Source organism: Asanoa ishikariensis (assembly GCF_900107455.1).
Lineage (GTDB): Bacteria > Actinomycetota > Actinomycetes > Mycobacteriales > Micromonosporaceae > Asanoa > Asanoa ishikariensis.
The window spans coordinates 1275233-1294259 of record NZ_FNQB01000002.1 but is presented as its reverse complement, the minus strand read 5'-3'; the positions used below and the strand labels follow the sequence as shown (position 1 = coordinate 1294259).

Here is a 19027-nt window from a genome sequence, read left to right as displayed (position 1 = left end):
GGTGCCTAGCGGGAGGGACCGACGTTGTCGCGCGTTGCCGGCTCGGTGGCGTCGAGACGCTCGGCCGGTGCGGTGTCGTCGAGCCGGGACATCCAGCCGGTGACCTCGCGGGCCACGTCCTGCGCGGTCAGGCCGATGTCGCCCAGGATCTGCGCGCGGGTGCCGTGGGGGTGCCACGCGACGGGCACGCCGAGGTCGCGCAGCGGGACCCGGACGTCGGCGTCGCGCATGGACTTGGCGATGGCGTCGCCGATGCCGCCGGTGCGCACGCCGTCTTCGACGGTCACGACGAGGCGGTGTGCGGCGGCCAGCGTGACGAGCTCCGCGGGCACCGGGCGGACCCAGCGTGGGTCGACCACGGTGACGCCGTAGCCCTGCTCCGCGAGCCGGGTCGCGACCTCGACACCGAGGTGGCCGAAGGCGCCGACCGCGACCAGCAGAACGTCTTTCTGGCGGTGCTCGGTGAGCACGTCGACCGGCCCGACCTTGCGGACGGCCGGCAGGTCGGCGGCGACGGAGCCGGTCGGGAAGCGCAGGATGGTCGGACCGTCGTCGACGGCCAGCGCCTCGCGCAGCTCCGCGCGCAGCGTGGCGGCGTCGCGGGGCGCGGCCATGCGCAGCCCGGGCACGACACCGAAGACCGACATGTCCCAGATGCCGTAGTGGCTCGGGCCGTCGGGGCCGGTGACGCCGGCGCGGTCGAGCACGAACGTGACCGGGAGCTTGTGCATGGCGACGTCGAGCAGCACCTGGTCGAACGCCCGGTTGAGGAACGTCGCGTAGACCGCGACCACCGGGTGCAGGCCGCCCATCGCGAGGCCGGCCGCCGAGGTCGCGGCGTGCTGCTCGGCGATGCCGACGTCGTAGACGCGCTCGGGGTGCTTGCGGGCCAGCGCGGAGATGCCGGTCGGCTCGGCCATCGCGGCGGTGATGCCGACGACGTCGGGGCGCTCGTCGGCGATCGCGACGAGCTCCTCGGCGAACACGTGGGTCCACTTGACGCTCGGCGCGGCCAGCAGCTTGCCGGTCTCGACGTCGAACGCGCTGCTCGGACCGTGCAGGTTGTCGGCGTCGTCTTCCTCGGCGGGGCGGTAGCCGTAGCCCTTGCGGGTCACCGCGTGCACTATCACCGGCCCACGGAAGCCCTTGGCCCGGCGCAGCGCGGACTCCACGGCAGCGATGTCGTGGCCGTCGACCGGCCCGACGTATTTGATGCCGAGATCCTCGAACATGGCCTGCGGCGCCACGGCATCCTTGATGCCCTTCTTCACCGCGTGCAAAACCTCGTAGAGCGGCTTGCCGACCAGCGGCGTCGAGCCCAGCGACTCCTTGACGAGGTCGAGCACCTTCTCGTAGCCCGGGTTGAGCCGGAGCGAGGAGAGGTGGTCCGCCAGGCCGCCGATCGTCGGCGCGTAGGACCGCTGGTTGTCGTTGACCACGATGACCAGCGGGTTGCGGGCGGTCGCGATGTTGTTGAGCGCCTCCCAGCACATGCCACCGGTCAGCGCGCCGTCGCCGACGACGGCGACCACGCTGCGGTCCTCACCGCGCAGCGCGAACGCCTTGGCCACGCCGTCGGCGTAGCTGAGTGCGGTGGACGCGTGCGAGTTCTCGACCATGTCGTGCTCGCTCTCCGTCCGGCTGGGGTAGCCGGAGAGCCCACCGCGCTGGCGGAGCTGGTCGAAGCCCGCCTGGCGGCCGGTAACGATTTTGTGAACGTAGGACTGATGGCCCGTGTCGAACAGGAACCGGTCGCGCGGCGAGTCGAACACCCGGTGCATCGCCAGCGTCAGCTCGACGACGCCCAGGTTGGGACCGAGGTGCCCGCCGGTGCGGGAGACCTTCGCGACGAGGAAGTCACGGATCTCCGCGGAGAGCAGGACAAGCTCCTCGCCAGAGAGCCGTTTGAGGTCCTGTGGGCCGCGGATCGCGGACAACAGACTGGCCCGACCCTCTTCAACGCTCATGACCGGCAAGTGTATCGGGGTGCGCACCTGCCGCACCCCGATCCGAGATCGTCTTCACCGAATCTCCCTTTCCGCAGAGCGTGCGACGCATCGCGCGATCACCGTCGGTAGCCGCGCTCCCCGCCATGTGGACGGTGCGCGACACGGCGCGCGCGCTCGGTGATCCCCGATCGGCTGTCAGCCGCTGATGGCACTCCCGTGCATGGGATGCCCGCCCGTTCGGGTGAGTCACCGGGCCGATCAGGCACGTCTTACTGACGGGAGCGGGACACTTCGCACCACTGCGGACCACTCGAATGGCCTTGTGCCACCCGCCGCCGATCTTCATTGCCGCACGATAAGGCCATGATCAATGGGCCGAAAGTTATTCGGAGAAAGGCCCGGCCCGACTTTTGCCTCCGCACCATGATTGGGCGGAAGTCGTACGATGGCGACAGCGATTCTTCCCTCCCTAAAAAGGTATGAGACATGTCTGGTTCATCGCGCGTCACCGGGAGGTACGCGGCGGGCCAGGTGATCGCTCTGATCGTCGTGGCGATCATCGCGTTGCCGCTACTTCCCCTGATCCTGCTCGTCATCGGCTGGATCCGGCTCCGCGACCGGCGTGCCGCGTCGCGCGCCGCCGGCCGCGAGACGGAGGGCAGTTCGGTGGCCCCGTCCGATCGCCCGATGGCCTCGGCGCAACGGTGACCCCCGTTCGGCCGTCAATTCACCGAAACTGATTCCGAAAACAAATCCGGTTCACAATTCCGGTGTGAACAGTCCGACGCACTCAAGATGGTGCGTCATCGGAAAACAGTCGTAGCCGCGCAGTTCCGCAAGTCGCCAGCCGTGCTCTCGGAAGGTGCGCACGTCCCGCGCGAATGCCGCCGGATCGCACGCCACATAGCCGACCGCGCGAGCGCCCGACCGGGTCAGCGCCTCGACGACCTTGGCACCGGCACCGGTGCGCGGCGGGTCGAGCACCACCACGTCGACCGGCCCGGCCACCCGGCGCCGGCCCAGCGCGGTCTCCACCCGGGCCGCCACGACCTCGACCCACGGCAGGTCGGCGAGGTTGTCCCGGGCCGCCGCGACGCCGTCGGGCGCGGACTCGACCAGCGTCACCCGGCCACCCAACCCGACCCGTTCGGCGAGTGCGGCCGCGAACAGACCGGCTCCGCCGTAGAGGTCCCAGGCGCGCTCGCCCGGGCGCGGGTCGACCAGGTCGAGCGCCGCACCGACCAGCGTCTCCGGCGCGGCCGGGTGCACCTGCCAGAACGTCTCGGCGTCGATCGTCCACGTGCGACCGGCGGCGCGCTCGCGCACGGCCGGCCGGTCCTCCCCCGGAAGCTCCCAGGCCGTGGCGTCGCCGGTCGAGGTCGCCACCGCCTCCACCGCGTCGGCCGTCGACCACGTGCGGTCGAGCACCGGCAGCGCCTGGATGGCGGGATGTGCGATCACGCAGCGGTCGATCGGCACGACCTCGTGCGAACGATGCTTGAGCAGACCGGGCCGGCCCGCCGCGTCGACCGCGTAGCGGACCCGTGTGCGCCAGCCGGTCACGCCGCCGGGCAGCGCCTGGACCGTGACACCGAGCGCGTCGACCTCGTCGGCGGTCAGCTTGCCGAGCCGGGTGAGCTGCTCGCGGAGCACCGCGGTCTTCCAGTCGAGCTGCGCCGCGGGTGCCGCGTGCTGGAGGTCACAGCCACCGCAGCGACCGGGTCCGGCGTACGGGCAGGGCGGGGCGACCCGGTCCGGCGACGGTTCGAGGATCTCGACGGCGTCGGCCCGCAGGTATCCACTGTGCACCTCGGTGACCAGGGCGGTGACCCGCTCGCCGGGCAAGGCGTGCCGGACGAAGACCACCTGGCCGTCCAGGCGGGCGACACAGTGTCCGCCGTGCGCCGGCGGCCCGACGGTGAGGGTGATCAGCTCTTCTTCGGTGACCACCGGACGCTCCGGGCTTTCCGCGTCGGTCATGGCCTGTCCCCCTGCCCGGTCGACGCCGGCACCCCGCCGTCGTCGGGACCCGGCGGGCTCGGCTCGGCCGGACCGGTCGAACCCGGCAGGCCCGAGGAGTCGAGCTTGACCGAGCCACGGGTACGCGGACCGCGCGCCGGACCCCGGATCAGCGTCGCGTCCAGCCGGTCGAGGTCACGGCTCTGGCTCGACGCGAGCTGCCACGGCACGCTGGTCACCATCACGCCGGGCTCGAACAGCAGCCGGCCCTTGAGCCGCAGCGCACTCTGGTTGTGCAGGATGTTCTCCCACCAGTGGCCGACGACGTACTCGGGGATGAAGACGGTGACCACGTCGCGCGGCGAGTCGGTGCGGACCCGCTTGACGAAGTCGATGATCGGCCGGGTGATCTCCCGGTAGGGCGAGTCGATGACGGTCAGCGGCACCGGCACCTGGCGCCGCTCCCACTCCGCCTGGACGACGCGGGTGTCCTTGTCGTCGACGTTGACGGTCACCGCGGTGATCGTGTCCGGGCGGGTGGCCTGGGCGTACGCCACCGCCCGGAGGGTCGGCATGTGCACCTTGGAGACCAGCACCACGGCATGGTTGCGGGCCGGCAGGGTCGGTCGGCCCTCGTCGGGGGCCAACTCGCGGGCGACCCGGTCGTAGTGCCGGCGGATGGCCAACATCACGACGTAGATCACCAGCATCGCCGCGATCGCGATCCAGGCGCCCAGCAGGAACTTGGTGATCAGCACGATGACCAGGACCGTGCCGGTCAGGAACGCGCCGAAGGTGTTGATCGCGCGGGCCCGCTGCATGCGGCGTCGTGCCTCGGGGTCGCGCTCGCGAGGCAGCAGCCGGTTCCAGTGGCGGATCATGCCGGCCTGGGACAGCGTGAACGAGACGAACACACCGACGATGTAGAGCTGGATCAGCCGGGTGACCTCGGCCTGGAACGCGACGATCAGCACGATGGCGCAGACGGCGAGGAACAGGATGCCGTTCGAGAAGGCCAGCCGATCGCCGCGGGTGTGCAGCTGGCGGGGCAGGTAGCGGTCCTGGGCCAGGATCGAGCCGAGCACCGGGAACCCGTTGAACGCCGTGTTGGCGGCCAGGAACAGGATTAGCGCCGTCGCGCCGGCCACCACGTACAGCAGGATCGAGCCGGCGCCGAACACCGTCTCGCCGAGCTGGGTGGTGACGGTCTTCTGCACGTAGTCGCCGGCGCCGCCGATGATCTGCCGGCCCGGATCCTCCATGAACTGGAGGTGGGTCAGCCGGGACATCGTGACGATGCCGACCAGCATGCTGACCGACACCACGCCGAGCAGCAGCAGTGTGGTCGCGGCGTTGCGGCTCTTCGGCGGCTTGAACGCGGGCACGCCGTTGGAGATCGCCTCGACGCCGGTCAGGGCCGCGGCGCCGGACGAGAACGTTCTCAGTAACAGGAACACCATCGCGAAGCCGGTCACCGAGTGCTCGGCGGCGATGTGCAGGTCGGCGCTGGGAGCCCGGAGGTCCTCACCGAGAACGAAGATCCGGAAGAAGCCGGTCAACAGCATGCCGACGATGACGATCATGAAGCCGTACGTCGGGATGGCGAACGCGGTGCCGGACTCCCGCAGGCCGCGCAGGTTCATCGCGGTCAGCAGGATCACGGCGCCGACCGCCACCGGGATCTTGTGCGTGGCGACCCAGGGCACCACGGAACCGAGGTTGGCGACGCCGGAGGAGACCGAGACGGCGACCGTCAGCACGTAGTCGACCAGCAGCGCGCTGGCCACCCCGATGCCGAACTTGGGGCCGAGGTTGACGGTGGCCACCTCGTAGTCGCCGCCGCCGGACGGGTACGCGTGCACGTTCTGCCGGTAGCTCGCGACCACGGTGAGCATCACCACGACCACGGCGAGTGCCACCCAGGGCGAGAACACGTACGCCGAGGCGCCGGCGATGGACAGCGTCAGCAGGATCTCGTCGGGCGCGTACGCGACGCTGGAGAGCGCGTCGGAGGCGAACACCGGCAGCGCGATCCGCTTGGGCAGCAACGTGTGCTGCAGCCGGTCGGACCTGAACGGTCGGCCGAGCAGCAGTCGCTTCATCACCGAGGCGGGGCGCACCACAACGGGTAAGGGTACGGCGGGCTGATCAGCGGCGTCGTCCGGTAGGCAGGCGCCGCGGACCCGCTGTCAAGCGGTACGGTCAATCGGCCGCAAATCCGCCGTGGAAGGGGTGTCACCGGTGCACGTCGTGATCATGGGATGTGGTCGCGTCGGCTCGACGCTCGCGCACACTCTCGAGGACCGCGGCCACTCGGTGGCCGTCATCGACCAGAACCCGGACGCGTTCCGCCGGCTCGGTCCGGAGTTCGGCGGTGTCATCGTCGCCGGCGTCGGTTTCGACCGCGACGTCCTGCGTGAGGCCGGCATCGAGCGGGCCGACGCCTTCGCCGCCGTCTCCAGCGGCGACAACTCCAACATCATCTCGGCCCGGCTGGCCCGCGAGACGTTCGGCGTCTCCCGGGTCGCGGCCCGGATCTACGACCAGAAGCGGGCCGAGGTCTACGAGCGGCTGGGCATCCCGACGGTGGCCACGGTGCGCTGGACCGCCGACCGGATGATCCGGCACCTGGTCCCCGAGGGGCACGTCGAGATCTTCCGTGACCCCACCAGCACCGTCTCGATCATCGAGGTGCCGGTGCACAAAGACTGGATCGGCCGCCCGCTGCGCTCGCTGGAGGACGCGGTCGGCGCTCGCACCGGCTACCTGATGCGGTTCGGCATCGGCACGCTGCCCACCGCCTCGACCGTGATCCAGGAGGGTGACCAGCTTTTCATGCTGGTCACCGACGACATCGCCACATCGGTGACCGAGGTCGCCGGCGCCGCACCGGAAGGGGGGCACTGACATGCGGGTCGCCATCGCCGGAGCGGGCAACGTGGGCCGCTCGATCGCCGCGGAACTGGTCGGCAACGGCCACGAGGTGATGCTCATCGAACGCTCGCCGAAGATGCTGCGCCCGGAGCGGGTGCCGGCCGCCGAGTGGATCCTGGCCGACGCCTGCGAGCTCGCCAGCCTCGAGGAGTCCAACGTCGCGAGCTGCGACGTGGTGGTCGCGGCCACCGGTGACGACAAGGTCAACCTGGTCGTCTCGCTGCTGGCCAAGACCGAGTTCGCGGTGCCGCGGGTGGTCGCCCGGGTCAACCGCGCCGAGAACGAGTGGCTCTTCACCGAGCAGTGGGGTGTCGACGTCTCGGTCAGCAAGCCGCGCCTGATGGCCGCGCTGGTCGAGGAGGCGGTCACGGTCGGCGACCTGGTCCGGCTGATGACCTTCCGGCAGGGCGAGGCCAACCTGGTCGAGATCACGCTGCCGCCGACCGCGCCCTACGTCGGTCTGCCGGTGCGCAACGTGCCGCTCCCCCGCGACTCCGCGCTGGTGGCCATCCTGCGCGGCCGCCGGGTGCTCGTGCCCACCCCGGACGACCCGCTGGAGGCGGGCGACGAGCTCATCTTCGTCTGCACGGCCGAGGTGGAAGACGCGGTGCGAGCGGTCATCCTCGGCCCGGAGGCCGCCGGGCGCCGAGTCCAGCACTGACGGTGCTTCAGGCGCCCTCGACCGCGGGCGGCTGCGGCTGCTCGCGGGTGACTCGGCGGACCACCGCGACGGTGAACAGCGCGAGCAGGACGTAAGGCGGCGTGCCCAGCACCAGCCGGGCGATGCCGAGCAGGTCGTCCTGCTTGTCCCACCAGAGCCAGGCCTGCGCGCTCACCTTGAGGATCCAGACGACGGCCCAGACCACGGTGAGCCAGATGAACGTGCGCATCAGCCGGCGGTCCTCGCGCCAGTCCGACTTGCCGCCGGCCATGATGACCGACCAGCCCCAGCCGACCAGCGGCTGCCGGACCGCGGCGGAGATCAGCAGCGCGGCGGCGAAGACGTAGCTCTGGATGATGCCCGGCAGGTAGAAGTCGCGCGCCTCGCCCGTGCGCCAGGCGATCACCGCGCCGAGGCCGATGCCGAACAGGCCGTTGACGGCGTGCCGGATCGGGCGGCGCTGGGCCAGCCGGATGCCGCCGATCACCAGGGCGACGCCGACCGAGGCGATCAGCGCGGGGTTGAGCTCCCAGACGATGTTGACGACAACGAAGACCACCACCGGGATGCTGGACTCGACCAGCCCCCGCCAGCCGCCGAGCTGCTGCGACACCATCTCACCGAACGGGGGCAGCGGCTCCTCGCCGTCGGGGTCGCGGGTGGACTCGTCGGCGGCACGCGGAGAAGAGGTCATCTGGTGGCTTCCAGCTCGTAGTGCGGGTTGTAGATGACTTTACGGTCATCCCGCACCGCGACGCGACCACGCGCGGTGAGTTGTCGCCCGGGCTCGATCCCGGCGATGTGCCGCCGGCCCAGCCACACCAGGGTCACCACGTCGCTGCCGTCGTAGAGGTCGGCCTCGAGCGTGGGGAGGTTGGTGCGGGGGGTGTAGACGACGGTCTTGAGGCGCCCGGTGAGCGCCACCAACTGCCCGCGCATGCACAGCCCCGCCGGCATGCAGCCGGACTTCGCGCTCTCGCGCTGGAGGCTCTCGGCCTCCAGGGTCTCTTCGTCCGCCGTCAATCGGGCTAGGAAGCGGCGCAACGACGTGCGGCTCTGGTCGATTGCCATGACCTTCGGCTTCCACTCTCCCGGGCGCCCCGGCCGGGCGCGCGCCTCTTTCAGCGTACGCGTGACGGCGGTCACTCACCTCCCCGCGCCGGGTTGACCGGCGCGGAGAGGGGCGTCGATTCGCTCAGCGAGGTCGCGGTGACGGGCGGCGACGCGGTGCGGGGCCGCGGCCGGCCCCGTTGGTCGGCGGGGCCGGTGCTGCCGGCGGCGCGGGCTCGGCCTGCTGCTCCTGCACCTGGTCGCTGGCGTCCTTGGGCAGCCGCAACGGCAGCGGCTCGCGCACCGGCTTGGCCTCCTGGCCGCGGTCGACCACCAGGCCGTGCAGGCACTCCACCAGCACGCCGGCCCGGGACGGGTCGGTTGCCGCCGGGCCCTGGAACACGCCGCGGACCATCCAACGTGGCCCGTCGATGCCCAGGAAGCGCAGGTCGGTCAGGCCGTCCGCGGTGCGCACCCGGGCGCGCAGCTCCAGGCCGTACTCGCCCTGTGTCTCCTCCACGGCGACACCCTCGCTGAACAGCGACTTGCGGATCTCTTCGCGGACGTCTTCCCAGATGCCCTCGGACCGCGGCGCGGCGAACACCCCGATCTGGAGGGCGTTCTCGCCGTTGACCAGCACGACCTGCTGCACGTTGCCTTCGGGGTTGGCCTGCACCCGGATCTCGACCTCGGGCGTCGCCGGGATCTGGAGGCTGCCCAGGTCGAGCCGCTCCACTCCGGACGGTGCCTCCGACACGTCGTACGGCCCGTAGTGCCGCTCCTCGGGTTGGGGCACGCGCGCGCTGCCCCGGGCCGGACGCTCGGACCGGTCACCTCGTTCGTCTCGGGCGTGCCGCCCCGATCCGCCTCGCGAGAACATCAGTCCGCCCGCCCTTCCCACGTTCCTGCCGAAGATGCCGCCACCCCGCCGGTCGAGCCGTGGCCGCCCGATCCGCGCACGGACCCGGGAAGTTCCTCGACGAGGTGGAAGTCTGCCCGCTCGACGCGCTGCACGACAAGCTGAGCGATCCGGTCGCCCCGGGAGATCTTCGCGGGTGCGGTGGGGTCGTGGTTCACCAGGTTGACCAGGATCTCGCCGCGGTAGCCGGCGTCGACGGTGCCGGGCGCGTTGAGCACCGTCACGCCCATCCTGGTGGCGAGGCCCGAGCGCGGGTGCACCAGGCCGACGAAGCCCTCGGGCAGCGCGATCGCGACGCCGGTCGGCACCAGCGCCCGGCCACCGGGTGGGATCTCGACGTCGGCGGCCGCCGACAGGTCGGCACCCGCGTCACCAGGGTGGGCGTACGACGGAAGCGGAAGGTCCGGGTCGAGCTGGCGCACGGCCACCCGGACGGCGGCGTCGGTCACGGTGTCAGCTTTCTGTATGGGTCCGCGGGAGCGGCCCCTCCTATCCTGCCGGTTGCCGAGGGTACGGCGCGCCGTACCCTCGGACATCGTGGCTACCGATGACTACGCCGAGCGGTTACGGCTCCCCTGGTGGCTGTGGCTGTGCGGGCTCGCGGTCGCGACGCTGCTGGCCCTCGAGGTGTGGATGGGCGCCGACGGCGTACGCGCGTGGCTCCCGTTCGTGGTGCTGATCCCGCTCACCCTGGTGGGGCTGTGGCGGGCCGGCCGGATCCGGGTCGCGGTCGGCGGTGGCGAGCTGACCGTCGACGACGCGCACATCCCGCTCTCGTTCGTCACCGACGCGGTGCCGCTGGACGCGGCCGGCAAGCGTGAGCTGCTCGGCGTCGGCAGTCACGAGCTGGCCTTCGTGGTGCAGCGGCCGTGGATCTCCGGCGCGGTGCAGGTGGTCATCGACGACCCGGCGGACCCGACGCCCTACTGGGTCGTCAGCACCCGCGACCCGGTGAAGCTGGCCGCGGCCATCGCCACCCGGGTGCCGGTCAACGCGCCTCACCCTCGATGACCTTGCGCTGACGCTTCTTGAGGTCGTCGATCACCTGTTCGCCGATCGACTTCGTGGCGCGCCGGTTGAGATAGCTGGCGACGGCGGCACCGGTCAGGAACGGGCCCAGGGTGGTCAGGTTGCGGCCCAGCCGGCGCAGCAGCCGGTCGCGCATCTCCCGGCGGGCGGCGGTGCCGAGCACCGCGCCGATGCCGACGCCGGGCACCATCGGGTTCACCCCGCGCTGCTGTGACCACGCCATCACGAGCGGGATCGCGCGTTGCGCGCCGGTGCCGGGCACGGGCTGGCCGTACACCTCGTGCAGTTCACCGATCAGCTTGATCTCGATGGCCACAACGGTGACAGTCTCGGCGGCCAGGAGCACCGGCGCCGACAGCAGGGTGGGTGTGGCGGCCCATTCGATCGCCGCGACGCCACCACCGGCAGCACCGACCCCGGCGGAAGCCCGACTGGCGTTGCGCACCAGGCGTTCGGCGAGCCGGTCGCCTTCGAGGCCGGGGTGGTGCCGGCGCAGCGTCTCGAGGTCACGCACGGGCACGTAGGGCGCGATGTCGCCGACCGCGTCGGCGATCCACTTCACCGCCGCACGGGGTTTGAACAGGTCGCCGACGCCACGGGCGCGGACCTGCGCCACCAGCCGGCCCAGCAGACGGTTGCGCTGGCCCGGCTCGAGGTCTTCGGCGGTGAGCTTGGCGACAGTGTCACCTAGCTCGGAATTGCTGGGTTGGCCCTCGGGGACGGACTCCGGCGGGGCCGCGGAGTCCGACTCGCCCGCGGACCGGTCGGCGTGGCTCATCTGTGCCCCTCCAGCCTCGTGTCGATTACACGAGTCAAGCAGGTCATGGCCACGCCCGCAGGTCGAAGTCGGCGGCGGCGACCCGGTCGGGCCGCCGCCTTGGGGTCATCGATCGCCGGTCAGGCACATTCCCGGCAGATCAGATCGCCATTGCGCTCGAACGCGAGCTGGCTGCGGTGGTGGACAAGGAAACAGCGCGCACAGCGGAACTCGTCCTGCTGCATCGGCAGCACCTTGACCGTCAGCTCCTCGTCGGCGAGGTCGGCGCCGGGCAGCTCGAAGCTCTCGGCCACTTCGGCCTCGTCGACGTCAACAGCGCCCGACTGTGCGTCGGTCCGCCGGGCCTTGAGCTCTTCCAGGCTGTCCTCGCCGAGGTCGACCTCGTCGCGACGCGGGGCGTCGTAGTCGGTGGCCATCGGTCTCACTCTCCCGTATCGATAAGTCGCCTAGGTGTAACGCCAGACGACGGTGTTTCGGTTCCCGGTCGGCCGCGAAACATTCGGGCGCGGGCACGACGGGCGCCCGCGAGCGCGGTACCTTACCTGCCCCTGCGGGAGGCATGTATACCGCCCTCGTGGCCCACTAAGACGCTCTTTGGCCCGAAGTTGTTCCCGATGTGACTCAGGCGACACGAAGATAGGTGTCTGACGCCGTCGATCACGTTCGGCGCGCCGGGGATGTCACGGGTGTTTCCGCGCGCCGAGCGGACAACCGTTAACCTCGGTCGCAGACCGGGTGACCGAGGCCACGCCAGACGGCATGCCAACCGTGCACCTCCGCCGTCACCAGCACGGGAGCCGAATTATGACCTTTGCGCGGGTGCGAGCGCTCGTTGTCGTGAGCGCGCTCGCGGTGCTGGCCGTGGCCTTTGTGGTCTACGCGCTGGTCGACGACTCACAGAAGGGTCGCACGCTCGCGGCCCAGTGTCCGGCGGGTTGGCCGGTCGTCGATCTGACACTCAAGAAGTCCGAAGACATCAAGATCAATGTCTTCAACGCGACCGACGCCGTGGGCCGCGCCGAGTCGGTCGGCAGCGACTTCGCCAACCGCAAGTTCCAGGTGCTCAAAAAGGGCAACTCGAAGAACGCGGTCGACGGGGTGGCGCTGATCCGCTTCGGGCCCAAGGCGGTCGCCGGTGCCCACGTGATCCGGGCCTACTTCCTCGACGAGGCCAAGACGGAGTACGACCCGGCCCGCACCGACGACATCGTCGACGTCGTCATCGGCGACCAGTTCAAGCAACTGGCCACCACGACCGAGGTCAACCAGTCGCTTGTGGAGCTCGCCTCGCTCGGCGAGCCGAAGCTGCCGCCGCAGACCTGCCCGGCGCCCTAGACGGGCACCGGGCCGTCGCCGCGGGTCGCCTACGGGCCGCCCGCGGCGTCGAACTCGGCAAGGAGCTCGGCCAGCGGGCCGAAGATGGCCGGCGGTGCCGCGACGAGCATGTCGGGGCCTGCCGGTCGGCCGTTCAGGCCGCCGACCAGCAGCCCCGCCTCGGCCGCGATCAGGCCGCCGGCCGCGTGGTCCCAGGGGTTGAGCCCCTTCTCGAAGTACGCGTCGACGCCGCCCTCGGCCGCCAGGCAGAGGTCGAGCGACGCCGCGCCGAACCGGCGAATGTCGCGCACCCGGGTGATCAGCCGGGTGAGCACTTCTGCCTGGTGGGCACGGCGTTTCGCGTCGTAGCCGAAGCCGGTGGCCACCAGCGCCTGCCCGAGCTCGGTCTGCACCGAGGCGCTCAGCCGCTTCTTTCCGCGGAACGCGCCGCCGCCCAGGGTGGCGGTCCACTCGTCCCCGGTCGCCGCGTTGCGCACCACGGCGGCCACCGCCACCCCGTCGACCTCGGCGGCCAGCGAGACGGCGTACTGCGGGAGCCCGTAAAGGTAGTTGACCGTCCCGTCGATGGGGTCCACCACCCAGCGGACCGCCCCGTCACCGTCGGTTCCTCCGTACTCCTCGCCCAGGACCGTGTCGCCGGGCCGCAGCGCGCCCAGCGCGGCGACCACCTGACGCTCCACCGCACGGTCCGCGGCGGTGACGACGTCGGTGTCGGTCGACTTCGTCGTGACACCGGAGACGCCCTCCGCTCGCATGCTGCGGGCCGTGTCGGCGGCCTCGCGGGCAACGGTCACGGCGATGGCCAAGAGCTCTGCCGGCTGAGCCCCAAAATCCGGCGTCGTGTCGGTCATTTGGTCCCCCTTCTCTCCGGTTACGATTCTGACAAAGTCCATCGTTTGCTTCCCTCCGGCAGCCGCCACGAGCGGCCAGGCCGTCAGGCGGCGTGCGCCGCGCGATGTTTCGCCGCCGACGGCGTTACAATTCACGCCTGCCCACCTGTCACGAACTTCCCGCGCAGGCCGGTTCGTGGCTCGGGGGCCCACTACCTTTGAAACCTGGCCCACCGCATCGCTGGTTTTTTGCCGGCTATGCCCGCTCGATCGCCTCCGGAAGGTCATTCGTGACAGAGCCACGCCAAACCGGCGCAGACGTACGCTCGATCACCGAGATTTTGATCGCCCACGCCCAGCGCGGAGGCGGCCACATCACGTCTGCGGAGGTCCAGCGCACGGTCGAGTCGGCCGATGTGACCCCGGCCCAGGCCAAGAAGATCATCCGCGCGATCGTCGATGCCGGCATCACCGTGGTGGTCGACGGCTCGGCGAGCACCCGGCGCAAGGTCACAGCGGCACGCTCGACCACGCCGGCCTCGCGGGCGACCACGGCGAAGGCCACCGCGGCCAAGAAGGCCGCACCCCCCAAGCAGGCACCGGCCGCCGACGAGGCGCCTGGGGCCAACGGCACCCCTGTGGCAGCGGGCGCGGCCCGGCCGGGCGCCCCGGCCAAGGCGACCCGCGCCAAGACCGCGGTGAAGGCGACCAAGGCACCCGGCAAGCCGGGTGAGCCAGGTGCCGCTGAGCCCGGTGAGGGCCCCGACGGCGAAGAGATCGATCCCGAGGCACTCGCCGCCGAGATCGAGGACGTGGTGGTCGAGGAGCCGGTCGAGCTGGCCCGCGCCGCCGCCACCGACGCCGCCTCGGTCGCGACCGACAACGACTTCGAGTGGGACGACGAAGAGTCCGAGGCGCTCAAGCAGGCGCGCCGCGACGCGGAGCTGACCGCTTCGGCCGACTCCGTCCGCGCCTACCTCAAGCAGATCGGCAAGGTCCCGCTGCTCAACGCCGAGCAGGAGGTCGAGCTCGCCAAGCGGATCGAGGCCGGCCTCTACGCCTCCGAGCAGTTGCGGGCCGCCGACGAGCGCGACGAGAAGCTGCCCATCCAGATGCACCGCGATCTGGGCTGGATCTCCCGCGACGGCGAGCGCGCCAAGAACCACCTGCTGGAGGCCAACCTCCGGCTGGTCGTCTCGCTGGCCAAGCGCTACACCGGCCGCGGCATGGCCTTCCTCGACCTGATCCAGGAAGGCAACCTGGGTCTGATCCGCGCCGTCGAGAAGTTCGACTACACCAAGGGCTACAAGTTCTCGACGTACGCGACGTGGTGGATCCGGCAGGCGATCACCCGGGCCATGGCCGACCAGGCGCGCACCATCCGCATCCCGGTGCACATGGTCGAGGTCATCAACAAGCTCGGCCGCATCCAGCGTGAGCTGCTCCAGGACCTGGGCCGCGAGCCCACCCCCGAAGAGCTCGCCAAGGAAATGGACATCACGCCGGAGAAGGTCCTCGAGATCCAGCAGTACGCACGGGAGCCGATCTCGCTCGACCAGACCATCGGCGACGAGGGCGACAGCCAGCTCGGTGACTTCATCGAAGACTCCGAGGCCGTCGTGGCCGTCGACGCGGTCTCGTTCTCGCTGCTCCAGGACCAGCTCCAGCAGGTGCTGCAGACGCTCTCCGAGCGCGAGGCCGGCGTGGTCCGGCTGCGGTTCGGCCTGACCGACGGCCAGCCGCGCACGCTCGACGAGATCGGCCAGGTCTACGGCGTGACCCGCGAGCGGATCCGCCAGATCGAGTCCAAGACCATGTCGAAGCTGCGCCACCCGTCGCGGTCCCAGGTGCTGCGCGACTACCTCGACTGATCGGTCAGGTTACGGTTCGGCGTCGATTGTCTTGTGCGGCGGCGCCGAACCATCCGGCATCGGCTGAGTCGGCAGGCTCGGCGGCCCGCTCTTGTCGGCACCCTTGTTCTTGTGCAGGTGCCGATATTTTTCCTTCGGCGGGCGATCGTTGGCCAGGATGACGGCCAACCACGGGATCACCACCGCGCCGGCGCCACAGAGCACGAGCCAGAGCCACAGCAGTGGTGGGCGGGTCGTGATGAGCACGGCGAAGGCCACCACGCACACGGCCCGGATCAACATCATCAGCACGTAGCGGCGAGTCCTGCTCCGCAACTGGTCGTCCTGGCTGCGCGCGGCGTCGGTGATCAGAACGGGTCGATCCGCCGAACGCTTCACCATCCCATCCTTTCACCAGGCGGAGGTGAGCACGACGGCACGGTCCGTGTTACGTGCGTGGTACTTTCCTGGTGTGGGCCGCCGGTACAGCTTCACCGACGACGCGTTGAGCAATCTCGCGGTCTACGACGTGACGCCCGGCGAGGTCTGGGAGGCCCTGCACGGTTCCCGGCGGGTCATCCGGCACCTCGGCGAGCTCACCGTGGTCTACGCCGTCAGCCGGCGCGGCCGGCGGCTCGTGGTCCTGCTCGCCGAGCCGGCCCACGACGATCACGACTTCGACATCCTCTCGGCGCGCGACATGAGCGACAGCGAAGTGAAACGCTACGAAGAGGTGCTTCGCGGGTGGAGGCGATAGCCGTGGACAGAGACCAGGCCATCAAGCGGTTCCACGAAGGCGGCGACGACTTCGCCGACCTGATCAGCGAGGGCACACCCGCTGACCTGCCGGTGCCCGACACCGAGCAACCGATGGTCAGCCGGTCGGTGCGACTGCCGCTGCACACGTACGAACGGGTCCGGGCCGCGGCCGACGCACGCGGCATCGGCGTCACCACGCTGATGCGCCAGTGGATCGAGGCCGGCCTGGCCGACCTCGACGACTCGGCGACGGTGTCGCTGGCCGACCTGCGCCGCGCGCTGGCCACCCTGCCCCGCAACAACGCGGCCTGACCGCCATGCGCGTCCTGCTCACCGGCACGACCGGCATGGTCGGCCAAGGGGTGCTGCGCGAGTGCCTGCTCGCTCCGGACGTGTCCGAAGTGGTCTCGCTGGGCCGCTCCCCACTGAACACCGACCACCCGAAGCTCCGCTCCATCGTCGTGACGGACCTCTTCGACCTCGACGGCGCTTCGGACGCGCTGGCCGACATCGACGCCTGCTTCTTCTGCCTGGGCGTGTCGTCGGTCGGGATGAGCGCCGAGACGTACTTCCGGCTGACCCATGACCTGACGATGGGTGTCGCCGACGCGCTGGCCGCGCACTCCCCTGACCCGACCTTCGTCTACGTCTCCGGTGCCGGCACCTCGGAGACGTCCCGGCAGCGCTGGGCCCAGGTCAAGGGCCGCACCGAGCGCGAGCTGTTGGAACGCTTTCCCAAGGGCTACATGTTCCGGCCGGGCTTCATCGAGCCGCTGCACGGCATCCGCCCGTCGGGCCGGGCCTACCGCATCATGCTGACCGTCGGCGGCTTCCTGATCCCGCTGTATCGGCGCTTCGCGCCGAACCAGGTGGTCACGACCGAGGAGATCGGCCTGGCGATGCTGGCGGTGGCCCGCGCCGGCGCACCCAAGCACATCCTCAACAACCCTGACATCGCCGCGCTGGCCCGCGCCTAGGCGCCGTCCGGCGCCGTCCTGGGGCGGGCACCCGCCGCGGTCCGTCCGATTGGTTAGTGAGCGCTCACTGCCCGACCGGTTAGTAAGCGCTCACCACCCCACGGGCTAGTGAGCGCTTACTGACCTCGATGAGAGCGGGTGCGCATGCCTTCGCGTCTGACCCTCAAACAGAAGACCCAACAGGGCGTGCGCCCACCGCGACCACAGCGCGGGCACCCGCCGCGGCTGCGGCTTTCAGGCAGGACTCCGGGTCGCCGCCCGCCAACAGGGTCGCCAGCAGGCCGGCGGCGAACGCGTCGCCGGCTCCGGTCGGGTCGACCACCAGAGCGGTCACAGCCGGCGCCGTCGCCACCGTGCCGTCCGGGTCCGCCCAGACCGCACCCGCGCCGCCGAGCTTGACCACCACCGCCGCGCTCAGGTCGGCCGCGAGGGCGCGCGCCTGGTCGACCGGGTCCGCGCCGCTGTCCTCCGCCAGCACCGCCGCTTCGTCGGCGTTGGCCAGCAGTAGGTCGACGCCGCGTACCCAGGAGCGGAACGCCGGACCGCCGACCTGCCGCAGCGGGGCCGCGGACGCCGCGTCGACGCTGATCGTCAGCCCGAGGTCGCGGGCCGTCGCGAGCGCGCGCAGCCCGGCCGGGCGGGACCGGTCGTCGAGCAGCGGGTAGCCCGACAGGTGCAGGTGGCCCGCACCCGCCGCGGCCAGTGCCAGCGCCACCTCGTCCGGGTCGAGCAGCAGGCTGGCGCCGCGATCCGTGATCATGGTCCGCCGCCCGCCCTCGGCGAGCACGATCACCGTGCCGGTCGGTGCGTCCCTGCGCGGCGGCAGCGGGCAGTCCACGCCGGCCGCACGTAGCTCGGCCAGCCGGGCCGCGCCCGCCTCGTCAGCGCCGACGGTCGCGAGCAGCGTGACCGGCACGCCGTGCCAGGCCAGCCAGGCCGCGGTGTTGGCCGCCTGCCCGCCTCCGGTGAACCGGATCGCGGCCGCGGTGTCGGTGTCCGGCACGGGCGGGCCGGCCAGCACGGCGACCACGTCGGTGACAGCGTCGCCGGCCACGGCGACCCGGACGGGCCCTTTTCTCATGCGGCCGCGGCGGCGATCCGGGCGGCCAGGTCGGCGTTGCGCAGGATGATCCGGACGTTGACCTCCAGGCTGGCCCCGCCGGTGTGCTCGTGGAACCAGCCCAGCAGGAACGGCGTGACCGCCTTGCCGGTCACCCCCTGCTCCTCCAGCGCGGCCAACCCTTCGACCAGCGTGCGGTCGTGCAGGGCCGGGTCGAGCTGCTCGTCCACGGGCAGCGGGTTGGCCAGCACCAGCGCGCCCTTGTGCACGCCCTGGGCGGCCCGGGCGGTGACCGCGCGGGCGGCCTCCTCGGGCGAGTCCAGCGACCAGTCCACCGGGAAGCCGCTGTCGGTCAGGTAGAACCCGGGGAAGCGCAGCGTGCGGTAGCCGGCGACCGCGACGCCAAGGGTCTCCAGGCGTTCCAGCGTGGCGCCGACGTCGAGGATGGACTTGACCCCGGCACAGACCACGGCGATCGGTGTACGGGCCAGCGTGACCAGGTCGGCCGACTCGTCGTAGGGCGCGTCGCGGTGCACGCCGCCGAGCCCGCCCGTGGCGAACACCCGGATGCCGGCCGCCGCCGCCACCGCGCTGGTCGCGGCGACCGTGGTGGCGCCGTCGACGCCCTTCGCGGCGGCCACGGCGAGGTCCCGCGCTGACAGCTTGGCCACCCCGTCGGCCTCCGCGAGCCGGGTCAGCTGGCCGTTGTCGAGGCCGACGTGCACGCGGCCGCCGAGCACCGCGATGGTCGCCGGGACCGCGCCGGCCGCCCGTACCGTCGCCTCGATCTCGCGGGCGACCTTGAGGTTCTCGGGGCGGGGCAGCCCATGCGCGATGATCGTGCTCTCCAGCGCGACCACGGGGTTTCCAGCGGCGAGCGCTTCCGCCACTTCCGGCGCTAATACCAAGTCGTTCACGTTGTCACCGTACGGGTGGC

22 protein-coding genes are annotated in these 19027 nt (G+C 71.2%); 9 read left to right on the top strand and 13 right to left on the bottom strand.

The window, feature by feature from the left end; all coding sequences use genetic code 11:
- Window positions 1–5 precede the first annotated feature (5 nt).
- On the bottom strand, window positions 6–1967 hold the full coding sequence (gene dxs / locus BLV39_RS20375; protein ID WP_090797597.1) for a 1-deoxy-D-xylulose-5-phosphate synthase: 1962 nt from the start codon (window positions 1965–1967) through the stop codon (window positions 6–8).
- A gap of 468 nt (window positions 1968–2435) precedes the next feature.
- Here dxs and BLV39_RS42405 point away from each other — a divergent pair, with 468 nt between their 5' ends.
- A complete protein-coding gene (locus tag BLV39_RS42405) occupies window positions 2436–2657 on the top strand; it encodes a hypothetical protein (protein WP_143049819.1) in 222 nt (73 codons plus the stop codon).
- Between the two features lie 51 nt (window positions 2658–2708).
- On the opposite strand, the gene BLV39_RS20370 is transcribed toward BLV39_RS42405, so the two are convergent.
- A complete protein-coding gene (locus BLV39_RS20370) occupies window positions 2709–3929 on the bottom strand; it encodes a class I SAM-dependent RNA methyltransferase (protein ID WP_090794856.1) in 1221 nt (406 codons plus the stop codon).
- Complete coding sequence (locus BLV39_RS20365) at window positions 3926–6031, bottom strand: APC family permease (RefSeq protein WP_176984993.1); 2106 nt, start codon at window positions 6029–6031, stop codon at window positions 3926–3928. The genes BLV39_RS20370 and BLV39_RS20365 overlap by 4 nt, the downstream gene beginning before the upstream one ends.
- A gap of 100 nt (window positions 6032–6131) precedes the next feature.
- Here BLV39_RS20365 and BLV39_RS20360 point away from each other — a divergent pair, with 100 nt between their 5' ends.
- The gene (locus tag BLV39_RS20360; RefSeq protein WP_342342465.1) at window positions 6132–6815 is read left to right on the top strand and encodes a potassium channel family protein; all 684 of its coding nucleotides are present in this window, start codon (window positions 6132–6134) and stop codon (window positions 6813–6815) included.
- Window position 6816: 1 nt separating this feature from the next.
- Window positions 6817–7503, top strand: coding sequence for a potassium channel family protein (locus BLV39_RS20355; RefSeq protein ID WP_090794852.1), 687 nt, complete (start codon window positions 6817–6819; stop codon window positions 7501–7503).
- A 7-nt stretch (window positions 7504–7510) separates the two neighbouring features.
- Here the strand turns inward: BLV39_RS20355 and BLV39_RS20350 are convergent, their stop codons facing one another.
- The 4 genes from BLV39_RS20350 to dut form a co-directional block, all read right to left on the bottom strand.
- Window positions 7511–8197 carry a DUF3159 domain-containing protein gene (locus tag BLV39_RS20350; RefSeq protein WP_090794849.1) on the bottom strand — a complete coding sequence of 229 codons (687 nt, stop codon included), beginning with the start codon at window positions 8195–8197 and terminating at the stop codon, window positions 7511–7513.
- Complete coding sequence (locus BLV39_RS20345; RefSeq protein ID WP_090794844.1) at window positions 8194–8574, bottom strand: OB-fold nucleic acid binding domain-containing protein; 381 nt, start codon at window positions 8572–8574, stop codon at window positions 8194–8196. The genes BLV39_RS20350 and BLV39_RS20345 overlap by 4 nt, the downstream gene beginning before the upstream one ends.
- Before the next feature lie 124 nt (window positions 8575–8698).
- Window positions 8699–9433: a DUF3710 domain-containing protein gene (locus BLV39_RS20340; RefSeq protein WP_373315384.1), complete on the bottom strand. Its 735-nt coding sequence runs from the start codon at window positions 9431–9433 to the stop codon at window positions 8699–8701.
- Window positions 9433–9921, bottom strand: coding sequence for a dUTP diphosphatase (gene dut, locus BLV39_RS20335; RefSeq protein WP_239083817.1), 489 nt, complete (start codon window positions 9919–9921; stop codon window positions 9433–9435). Before dut ends, BLV39_RS20340 begins: the two co-directional genes overlap by 1 nt.
- Before the next feature lie 85 nt (window positions 9922–10006).
- Between dut and BLV39_RS20330 the strand changes: the two genes are divergently transcribed.
- On the top strand, window positions 10007–10483 hold the full coding sequence (locus BLV39_RS20330; protein ID WP_373315385.1) for a DUF3093 domain-containing protein: 477 nt from the start codon (window positions 10007–10009) through the stop codon (window positions 10481–10483).
- Here the strand turns inward: BLV39_RS20330 and BLV39_RS20325 are convergent.
- Together BLV39_RS20325 and BLV39_RS20320 are read right to left on the bottom strand one after the other, a co-directional pair.
- A complete protein-coding gene (locus BLV39_RS20325) occupies window positions 10461–11279 on the bottom strand; it encodes a hypothetical protein (protein ID WP_090794831.1) in 819 nt (272 codons plus the stop codon). The two genes, BLV39_RS20330 and BLV39_RS20325, sit on opposite strands and share 23 nt — an antisense overlap.
- Window positions 11280–11398: 119 nt before the next feature.
- The gene (locus BLV39_RS20320; protein WP_089248459.1) at window positions 11399–11695 is read right to left on the bottom strand and encodes a DUF4193 domain-containing protein; all 297 of its coding nucleotides are present in this window, start codon (window positions 11693–11695) and stop codon (window positions 11399–11401) included.
- A gap of 403 nt (window positions 11696–12098) precedes the next feature.
- Here BLV39_RS20320 and BLV39_RS20315 point away from each other — a divergent pair, with 403 nt between their 5' ends.
- Complete coding sequence (locus BLV39_RS20315) at window positions 12099–12614, top strand: LytR C-terminal domain-containing protein (RefSeq protein ID WP_176984992.1); 516 nt, start codon at window positions 12099–12101, stop codon at window positions 12612–12614.
- Between the two features lie 29 nt (window positions 12615–12643).
- Here the strand turns inward: BLV39_RS20315 and BLV39_RS20310 are convergent, their stop codons facing one another.
- On the bottom strand, window positions 12644–13465 hold the full coding sequence (locus BLV39_RS20310; RefSeq protein ID WP_090794824.1) for an inositol monophosphatase family protein: 822 nt from the start codon (window positions 13463–13465) through the stop codon (window positions 12644–12646).
- A 269-nt stretch (window positions 13466–13734) separates the two neighbouring features.
- Here BLV39_RS20310 and BLV39_RS20305 point away from each other — a divergent pair, with 269 nt between their 5' ends.
- Window positions 13735–15315: an RNA polymerase sigma factor gene (locus BLV39_RS20305; RefSeq protein WP_090794822.1), complete on the top strand. Its 1581-nt coding sequence runs from the start codon at window positions 13735–13737 to the stop codon at window positions 15313–15315.
- 9 nt (window positions 15316–15324) lie between these two features.
- Here BLV39_RS20305 and BLV39_RS20300 read toward each other — a convergent pair whose 3' ends face one another.
- Window positions 15325–15696: a DUF3099 domain-containing protein gene (locus BLV39_RS20300; RefSeq protein ID WP_090794819.1), complete on the bottom strand. Its 372-nt coding sequence runs from the start codon at window positions 15694–15696 to the stop codon at window positions 15325–15327.
- A gap of 70 nt (window positions 15697–15766) precedes the next feature.
- On the opposite strand from BLV39_RS20300, the gene BLV39_RS20295 reads away from it, so the two are divergent.
- Genes BLV39_RS20295 through BLV39_RS20285 form a run of 3 tightly spaced genes read left to right on the top strand, consistent with a single transcriptional unit; the run spans window position 15767 to window position 17030 of the window.
- Window positions 15767–16051, top strand: coding sequence for a hypothetical protein (locus BLV39_RS20295; protein WP_239083819.1), 285 nt, complete (start codon window positions 15767–15769; stop codon window positions 16049–16051).
- 2 nt (window positions 16052–16053) lie between these two features.
- Complete coding sequence (locus BLV39_RS20290) at window positions 16054–16365, top strand: hypothetical protein (protein WP_090794813.1); 312 nt, start codon at window positions 16054–16056, stop codon at window positions 16363–16365.
- A gap of 5 nt (window positions 16366–16370) precedes the next feature.
- Entirely contained in the window at window positions 16371–17030 is a 660-nt protein-coding gene (locus BLV39_RS20285; protein ID WP_090794808.1) for an NAD-dependent epimerase/dehydratase family protein, read from the top strand.
- Between the two features lie 163 nt (window positions 17031–17193).
- Here the strand turns inward: BLV39_RS20285 and BLV39_RS20280 are convergent, their stop codons facing one another.
- Both BLV39_RS20280 and BLV39_RS20275 read right to left on the bottom strand, forming a co-directional pair.
- Window positions 17194–18111 (bottom strand): carbohydrate kinase family protein, encoded by a 918-nt coding sequence (locus BLV39_RS20280; protein ID WP_090794805.1) that lies wholly within the window; start codon window positions 18109–18111, stop codon window positions 17194–17196.
- Window positions 18108–19007, bottom strand: coding sequence for a pseudouridine-5'-phosphate glycosidase (locus tag BLV39_RS20275; RefSeq protein ID WP_239083820.1), 900 nt, complete (start codon window positions 19005–19007; stop codon window positions 18108–18110). The genes BLV39_RS20280 and BLV39_RS20275 overlap by 4 nt, the downstream gene beginning before the upstream one ends.
- Window positions 19008–19027: the final 20 nt, after the last annotated feature.

Coding starts and splice junctions, on each gene's coding strand:
- BLV39_RS20285 (WP_090794808.1), top strand. CDS start 16,371: ATGCGCGTCCTGCTCACCGGCACGACCGGCATGGTCGGCCAAGGGGTG.
- BLV39_RS20370 (WP_090794856.1), bottom strand. CDS start 3,929: ATGACCGACGCGGAAAGCCCGGAGCGTCCGGTGGTCACCGAAGAAGAG.
- BLV39_RS20355 (WP_090794852.1), top strand. CDS start 6,817: ATGCGGGTCGCCATCGCCGGAGCGGGCAACGTGGGCCGCTCGATCGCC.
- BLV39_RS20345 (WP_090794844.1), bottom strand. CDS start 8,574: ATGGCAATCGACCAGAGCCGCACGTCGTTGCGCCGCTTCCTAGCCCGA.
- BLV39_RS20340 (WP_373315384.1), bottom strand. CDS start 9,433: ATGTTCTCGCGAGGCGGATCGGGGCGGCACGCCCGAGACGAACGAGGT.
- BLV39_RS20280 (WP_090794805.1), bottom strand. CDS start 18,111: ATGAGAAAAGGGCCCGTCCGGGTCGCCGTGGCCGGCGACGCTGTCACC.
- BLV39_RS20350 (WP_090794849.1), bottom strand. CDS start 8,197: ATGACCTCTTCTCCGCGTGCCGCCGACGAGTCCACCCGCGACCCCGAC.
- BLV39_RS20325 (WP_090794831.1), bottom strand. CDS start 11,279: ATGAGCCACGCCGACCGGTCCGCGGGCGAGTCGGACTCCGCGGCCCCG.
- BLV39_RS20310 (WP_090794824.1), bottom strand. CDS start 13,465: ATGACCGACACGACGCCGGATTTTGGGGCTCAGCCGGCAGAGCTCTTG.
- BLV39_RS42405 (WP_143049819.1), top strand. CDS start 2,436: ATGTCTGGTTCATCGCGCGTCACCGGGAGGTACGCGGCGGGCCAGGTG.
- BLV39_RS20300 (WP_090794819.1), bottom strand. CDS start 15,696: ATGGTGAAGCGTTCGGCGGATCGACCCGTTCTGATCACCGACGCCGCG.
- dxs (WP_090797597.1), bottom strand. CDS start 1,967: ATGAGCGTTGAAGAGGGTCGGGCCAGTCTGTTGTCCGCGATCCGCGGC.
- BLV39_RS20320 (WP_089248459.1), bottom strand. CDS start 11,695: ATGGCCACCGACTACGACGCCCCGCGTCGCGACGAGGTCGACCTCGGC.